Origin of the sequence: Streptomyces sp. NPDC088124 (assembly GCF_040685895.1) — a bacterium.
In the GTDB taxonomy this organism is placed as follows: Bacteria; Actinomycetota; Actinomycetes; order Streptomycetales; family Streptomycetaceae; genus Streptomyces.
On record NZ_JBFBJB010000061.1, the window covers coordinates 52,181 to 59,098 of the forward strand.

General features: G+C 70.5%; 5 protein-coding genes and 1 pseudogene. 4 read left to right on the forward strand and 2 right to left on the reverse strand.

Translation table 11 applies throughout. From position 1 onward, the window contains the following. Positions 1 to 20: 20 nt before the first annotated feature. Together AB0P17_RS35375 and AB0P17_RS35380 are read left to right on the forward strand one after the other, a co-directional pair. Positions 21 to 989 carry a diacylglycerol kinase family protein gene (locus AB0P17_RS35375; protein ID WP_365817669.1) on the forward strand — a complete coding sequence of 323 codons (969 nt, stop codon included), beginning with the start codon at positions 21 to 23 and terminating at the stop codon, positions 987 to 989. Positions 990 to 1,305: 316 nt separating this feature from the next. Beyond that, entirely contained in the window at positions 1,306 to 1,563 is a 258-nt protein-coding gene (locus AB0P17_RS35380) for a WhiB family transcriptional regulator (protein WP_004937597.1), read from the forward strand. Positions 1,564 to 1,742: 179 nt separating this feature from the next. Here the strand turns inward: AB0P17_RS35380 and AB0P17_RS35385 are convergent, their stop codons facing one another. Together AB0P17_RS35385 and AB0P17_RS35390 are read right to left on the reverse strand one after the other, a co-directional pair. Continuing rightward, on the reverse strand, positions 1,743 to 3,248 hold the full coding sequence (locus tag AB0P17_RS35385) for a histidine kinase N-terminal domain-containing protein (protein ID WP_365817671.1): 1,506 nt from the start codon (positions 3,246 to 3,248) through the stop codon (positions 1,743 to 1,745). 403 nt (positions 3,249 to 3,651) lie between these two features. After that, the gene (locus tag AB0P17_RS35390; RefSeq protein WP_365817673.1) at positions 3,652 to 4,725 is read right to left on the reverse strand and encodes an SIS domain-containing protein; all 1,074 of its coding nucleotides are present in this window, start codon (positions 4,723 to 4,725) and stop codon (positions 3,652 to 3,654) included. 207 nt (positions 4,726 to 4,932) lie between these two features. Between AB0P17_RS35390 and nagB the strand changes: the two genes are divergently transcribed. Together nagB and AB0P17_RS35400 are read left to right on the forward strand one after the other, a co-directional pair. After that, positions 4,933 to 5,715, forward strand: a complete 783-nt coding sequence (gene nagB / locus AB0P17_RS35395) for a glucosamine-6-phosphate deaminase (RefSeq protein ID WP_365817675.1) — start codon at positions 4,933 to 4,935, stop codon at positions 5,713 to 5,715. A gap of 191 nt (positions 5,716 to 5,906) precedes the next feature. Continuing rightward, a pseudogene (locus tag AB0P17_RS35400) lies at positions 5,907 to 6,918 on the forward strand (LamG domain-containing protein); the annotation flags it as partial.

A 6,918-nucleotide genomic window follows, 5' to 3' on the forward strand; every position in this document is an offset into this window, starting at 1 on the left:
CGGCCGGTAATCTGCTCGGCATGCGCGCACTCCTCGTGGTCAACCCGGCAGCAACCACCACCAGTGCCCGCACCCGAGACGTACTCATCCACGCGCTGGCCAGCGAGATGAAGCTGGAGGCGGTGACGACGGAGTACCGCGGGCACGCCCGCGACCTCGGCCGGCGGGCCGCCGACTCCGACGACATCGAGCTGGTCGTGGCCCTGGGCGGGGACGGCACGGTCAACGAGGTCGTGAACGGTCTGCTGCACAACGGCCCGGACCCCGAGCGGCTGCCGCGCCTCGCGGTGGTCCCCGGCGGCTCCACCAATGTCTTCGCCCGCGCGCTCGGGCTGCCGAACGACGCGGTGGAGGCGACCGGCGCGATTCTCCAGGCGCTGGAGGAGAAGAGCGAACGTACGGTCGGCCTGGGACTGGCGGCCGGGACCCCGGGGTCGGAGGACGAAGCCGTGCCGTCCCGCTGGTTCACCTTCAACGCGGGGTTCGGATTCGACGCGGGAGTCGTCGGCCGGGTCGAACAGCACCGGGAGCGCGGAAAGCGTTCGACGCACGCCCTCTATGTGCGCCAGGTGATACGCCAGTTCCTCGAAGAACCGCATCGCCGCCACGGATTGATCACTTTGGAGCGGCCCGGTGAGGATCCGGTCGAAGATCTCGTCCTGTCGATAATCTGCAACACCGCTCCCTACACTTACCTGGGGAATCGACCGCTGTACTCGTCCCCCACGGCATCCTTCGACTCGGCGCTCGACGTCCTCGGACTGACCAGAATGTCCACTTCGGCGGCGGCCGTATATGGGACACAACTGCTCACTTCGACCCCCGAGCGGGGCCCCCACGGGCGCCATGCCGTATCCCTGCACGACCTGACCGACTTCACCTTGCATTCCAAGGCACCCCTCCCCTTCCAGATGGACGGCGACCATCTCGGAGTGCGTACGAGCGTGACGTTCACAGGCGTTCGCCGTGCACTGCGTGTGATTGTGTGAGCGGAAGAGGCAAAACTCCTTTCACTCGAACGTTTAGGCTGCCATCCACCCCATGGAAGTACGGCTGTGACCTAGTCGACACCGAGGAATCAAAAAAAACTTTCCAGAAGGGGTTGTATCCGCCGCCGAGGTTTGCGAATCTCTACATGGCGCTCGGGACGGCCCGCAACACCGGCCTCCCTGAGCACCAGAACCCCTCCTCAAACCAAGGACTCCGCCAGGTTTCCCGGCGGTCGACCCTTCCCTTGTCGAGGGATTCGTGAAAGCGTTCACATTCACAAGCAACCTGCACGTAATACCAAGAGAGGTAGCAGCCATGGACTGGCGTCACAACGCCGTTTGCCGCGAGGAAGACCCCGAGCTGTTCTTCCCCATCGGCAACACCGGTCCTGCGCTGCTGCAGATCGAGGAAGCCAAGGCCGTCTGCCGTCGCTGCCCCGTCATGGAGCAGTGCCTGCAGTGGGCGCTCGAGTCCGGCCAGGACTCCGGCGTCTGGGGTGGACTCAGCGAGGACGAGCGCCGCGCGATGAAGCGTCGCGCCGCTCGTAACCGGGCGCGTAACGCGACCGCCTGAACCACCCGTGTAACAGCCTCAGGCGGCGGAGCGTACAGCGTGTACGCATAGACCCGCCCCCGAACCGCAGCGCGCAGTACCCCCCGATGCGCATCGCATAGTGAGCTTCGAACCGAGCCCCGTACCGTAGAACGGTCCGGGGCTCGATGCTGTGTACGGTGACCCACCCGCTTCCGCGGTTACTTCTGCGGCTCCACCGGAATGTCGAGCAGGACGCGCGTGCCGCGCACCGGCGCGGGCACCATGTCGAAGGTGCCGCCCAACTCGCCCTCCACCAGGGTCCGGACGATCTGGAGCCCGAGATTCCCGGCCCGGTGCGGATCGAATCCCTCGGGCAGCCCCCGCCCGTCGTCCTGGACGGTGATCAGCAGCCGGGTGTCCGACGGGCCCGAGGTGCCCGTGCGCCGGTTCTTCTTCGCCGGCGAGTCACCGCTGCGGACCGCGGAGACATCCACCCGGCCCTCCTCTCCCGGGTCGAAGGCGTGCTCCAGCGCGTTCTGCAGAATCTCGGTGAGCACCATGGAGAGCGGGGTGGCCACCTCGGCGTCCAGAATGCCGAACCGTCCGGTACGCCGGCAGAGGATCTTGCCGGGCGAGATCTCCGCCACCATCGCGAGGACACGGTCGGCGATCTCGTCGAACTCGACGCGCTCATCCAGATTCTGAGACAGCGTCTCATGGACGATCGCGATGGAACCGACGCGCCGTACGGCCTCGTTGAGCGCCTCGCGGCCCCGCACCGAGTCCATCCGGCGGGCCTGGAGGCGCAACAGCGCCGCCACCGTCTGGAGGTTGTTCTTCACCCGGTGGTGGATCTCCCGGATGGTGGCGTCCTTCGTGATCAACTCACGCTCCCGGCGGCGGAGTTCCGTCACGTCCCGGAGGAGCACCAGCGAGCCGATCCGGGTGCCCTTCGGCTTGAGCGGGATGGTACGGAGCTGGATGACCCCGCCGTTGCCCTCGACCTCGGTCTCCCGGGGCGCGTAACCGCTGGCCAGTTTGACGATGGCCTCGTCCACCGGGCCGCGGGCGGGCGCGAGTTGGTCGGTGGCCCGGCCGAGGTGCTGTCCCACCAGGTCGGACGCGAGTCCCAGCCGGTGATACGCGGAGAGGGCGTTGGGGCTGGCGTACTGGACGACCCCGTCGGCGTCGAGCCGGATCAGCCCGTCCCCGACCCGGGGTGACGCGTCCATGTCGACCTGCTGGCCGGGGAAGGGGAAGGAACCGGCGGCGATCATCTGCGCCAGGTCGGAGGCGGACTGGAGATAGCTCAGCTCCAGCCGGCTCGGGGTCCGGACGGTGAGCAGGTTGGTGTTACGGGCGATGACCCCGAGGACCCGGCCCTCACGCCGTACGGGGATGGACTCGACCCGTACGGGCACCTCCTCACGCCACTCGGGGTCGCCCTCCCGGACGATCCGCCCCTCGTCGAGCGCGGCGTCCAGCAGGGGCCGGCGTCCGCGCGGCACGAGGTGGCCGACCATGTCGTCCTGATAGGAGGTGGGCCCGGTGTTCGGCCGCATCTGGGCGACGGAGACATAGCGGGTGCCGTCGCGGGTCGGGACCCAGAGGACGAGGTCGGCGAAGGAGAGGTCGGAGAGCAGTTGCCACTCCGAGACCAGCAGATGCAGCCACTCCAGGTCGGATTCACCGAGGGCTGTGTGCTGGCGTACGAGATCGTTCATGGAGGGCACACCTGCGAGCGTACCCGTGGGACGGATCAGACCCTTCAGGTGCGACCCCCGGTCCGGATCGGGGACGCCCTTGGTCTGTACTGAGGGGTAGGCGGCGAATTAGGCTCACCGTACGCGCCGCGGGCATGGACACCTCCGAATGGTCTAGTCCAGAATGGTGCGACAGGCTTCCGCCCTCCCCGCACAGGAGGGTGGAACGAGGTGCCGGCGCTCTCTGCCCTGACTGCGGCGGAACCTCTCCCAACGGCCGCCGGGACCGCACACCCGTCGGCCGTAGCAACTCCGGGCTGCGGTGCCGTACGGGTTGAGGGTCCCGTCGCGGCGCCGCGGCCCGCGGGTGTTTCCAAGGGTCCCGGTCCCCCAGGCTCCAGGACCTCCAGGACCCAGTGGCCACTCAGCTCGACTCGGGTGTCTTGGCCATCGTGCGCGGGGCGTCCGGGTCGTAGCCGCGGGCGACGGAGATCTCGTAGGCCAGACGGTGGAGCGGCAGGATCTCCAGGATCGGCTGAAGCTCCTCCCCCACCCCCTCCACCGGCAGCACGAACCCCGCCGCGGCCCGCGCGGTCTCCGCCGCCGGGCCCACCACGCACAGATCGGCGCCCCGGCCGCGCAGCCGGTCGAGGACGGGGCGGAGCGCCTCGCCGCCCGTGCCCTCGGGGACGACGGCGATCACCGGCGAGCCGTTGTCGATCATCGCGAGCGGGCCGTGCAGCAGATCCGCGCCGGAGTAGGCGAGCGCGGGGAGGTAGCTGGTCTCCATCAGCTTCAGGGCCGCCTCCCTGGCCGTGGGATAGCCGTAACCCCGCGAGATGACGACCATCCGCCCGGCGAACCGGTAGCGGGCGGCGAGCGTCCGCACCTCCGCGCCCCGGGCGAGGATCTCGTCCGCCAGATCCGGCACGGCGGAGGCGGCCCCCGCCCCGTCGGCGCCGCCGAGGCTCTCGGTGAAGAGGTACAGCGCGAGCAGCGAGGCGGTGTACGACTTGGTGGCCGGCAGCGCTCGTTCCGCGCCCGCCAGAACGTCGATGTGGTACTCGGCCACGGCGGCGAGCGCCGAGTCCGGGTTGTTCGTCACCGCGAGCGTGATCGCGCCCGCCTCCCGGGCGGCCCAGGTGGCGGCCACGAGATCGGGCGAGCCGCCCCACTGGCTGACGCCGACGAAGAGCACGCCGGTGAAGTCGGGGCGGGTGCCGTACGCCGTGATGGTGGACATGGAGGCGAGCCCGCAGGGCAGCCCCCGCCTGATCTCCAGCAGGTACTTCGCGTACAGCGCCGCGTGGTCGGAGGTGCCGCGCGCCGCGAGCAGGACGAAGCGCGGCCTCCGCGCCGCGACGGCGCCCGCCACCTCACGGATCCCGGGCGCCCCGTCCGCGAGGAGCCGCCGCAGCGCGGCGGGCTGCTCCAGCACCTCGGCGGACATGACGCGGCCCGCGTACTCGCTCGGCCCGGCGGGAAACGCGGCAGACATGCTGGGTGCCCTCCAGTCGCTCACGCCCCCGTCGTCCAGTCGAACAGGCCCCGGGCGGCCCCGCCACCGGGATCCCCCCTCCCTTCCGGTCCTCCCTCCCTCTTCGTCGCCTGCCCTTCGCCGAGGATTCAGGAACCGGCGCCGCCCCCTCTGCTAGAATTGGTCTATACCACAAAAGACCTCACCATCAGATCGGCAGGGCCCAGCGTGGAAGTGGTCATCGTCCCGGACGCCGCCGCGGGTGGCGCACTCATCGCCGACAGCATCGCCGCACTGCTGCGCCGCAAGCCCGACGCCCTCCTCGGCGTGGCCACCGGCTCCACCCCCCTGCCCGTCTACCAGGCACTGGCGGCCGGGGTCCGGGCCGGCACGGTCGACGTCTCCAGCGCGCACATAGCCCAGCTCGACGAGTACGTGGGGCTGCCGCCGGGCCACCCCGAGTCGTACCGCTCCGTCGTCCTGCGCGAGGTCGTCGAGCCGCTGGGCCTCGACCCGAGTGCCTTCCTCGGCCCGGACGGCGGCGCCGAGGACGTCCAGGCCGCGTGCGAGGCGTACGACCGGGCCCTCGCCGAGGCCGGCGGGGTGGACCTCCAGCTCCTCGGCATCGGCACGGACGGCCACATCGGCTTCAACGAGCCCTGCTCCTCGCTCGCCTCCCGCACCCGGATCAAGACCCTGACCCGGCAGACCCGGGCCGACAACGCACGCTTCTTCGACAGCCCCGACGAGGTGCCGCACCACGTCATCACCCAGGGCATCGGCACCATCCTGGAGGCCCGCCACCTGGTCCTGCTCGCCACGGGCGAGGGCAAGGCCGACGCGGTGGCCCAGGCGGTCGAGGGCCCGGTCGCCGCCCTCGTACCCGCGTCCGCGCTCCAGCTCCACCCGCACGCGACGGTGGTCGTGGACGAGGCGGCAGCCTCCCGCCTGAAGCTGGCCGACTACTTCCGCGCGACGTTCGCGTCCAAGCCGGACTGGCAGGGCATCTGACGGGTTCGCCCCACTCCGGACCGGATGACCCCAAAGATCTCCGTTGACAACCCTGTGCACACGGCATTTAACTCTGCGAAGTTGTGTACTTCCTGTGACGCTTGGGGCGGGGATCCATGGGTGGGGTGTGGGGAAATCGTGATGTCCGGAACAGGAGATGCAGGCGCGGGCCGCCGTACGCGGGAGGGCTGGTGTGCGGGCTCGCCGTCGTGCTGGCGGCGGGGCTTGTCCCGCTGAGCGCTCTGCCCGCCGCCGCGCGCCCGACGTCTGCTCCTGCCGTTTCGGCGTCGGCCGCGGACGAGGGCCGGAATCCGGACGAGGCCCCCGCGGAGGCCACCACGGACGGCGCGCTCGCCGAGGCGAAACGATTAGGCAGGCAGGTCGAGGTCGGGGCCCTGCGGGGTGAGCACAGTGATGTGTTCGCCACCCCCGAGGGCGCGTTGGAGGCGCGGGAGTATCTGCGTCCGGTACGGGCCCGTGTCGACGGCGCCTGGCGGCCCGTCGACACGGAGCTGGCCAAGGCTTCCGACGGGTCGGTCGCGCCGAAGGTGTCCACTGTGGGCATCCGCTTCTCGTCCGGGGGCGACGATCCGCTCGTACGGATGGAGAAGGCGGGGCGTGAGGTCGCGCTCTCCTGGCCCGGAGCTTTGCCCGCGCCGGAGTTGAGCGGCTCCACGGCTACGTACCGGGAGGTGCTGCCGGGGGTCGATCTGCGGATGGGGGCGCAGGAGGACGGTTTCACGCAGCTGCTCGTCGTGAAGTCGGCCGAGGCGGCGGCGAGCGAGAAGCTGGCCGCGCTCCGTCTCGAACTGGCCTCGGAGGGCGTGGACGTACGGGAGACGGCCGAGGGCGGTCTCGCGGCGGTCGACCGGGGTGCGCAGGGCGCGGTGTTCGAGGCGCCGAAGCCGATGATGTGGGACTCCAGTACCCCGTCGGGTGACGGTACGGGAGCGGCGCGGCGGCGGACGGCCGTCGAGGAGGGCGTGGGCGCGGCGCGGGAGCCCGGTGCGGGTGAGTCGGGCAGGCTGGCGGCCGTAGGGGTGGCCGTACCCGCGACGGGTGACGCCCTCGTGCTGACCCCGGACGCGGAGATGCTGTCCGACGCGGCCACGGTGTACCCGGTGTTCATCGATCCGCAGTGGTACTCGCCGAGGGCGTCGGCCTGGACCATGGCGTCGGAGTACTGGGCGTCGTCTCCGCAGT

Coding starts and splice junctions, on each gene's coding strand:
- AB0P17_RS35385 (WP_365817671.1), bottom strand. CDS start 3,248: ATGAACGATCTCGTACGCCAGCACACAGCCCTCGGTGAATCCGACCTG.
- AB0P17_RS35375 (WP_365817669.1), top strand. CDS start 21: ATGCGCGCACTCCTCGTGGTCAACCCGGCAGCAACCACCACCAGTGCC.
- AB0P17_RS35390 (WP_365817673.1), bottom strand. CDS start 4,725: ATGTCTGCCGCGTTTCCCGCCGGGCCGAGCGAGTACGCGGGCCGCGTC.
- AB0P17_RS35380 (WP_004937597.1), top strand. CDS start 1,306: ATGGACTGGCGTCACAACGCCGTTTGCCGCGAGGAAGACCCCGAGCTG.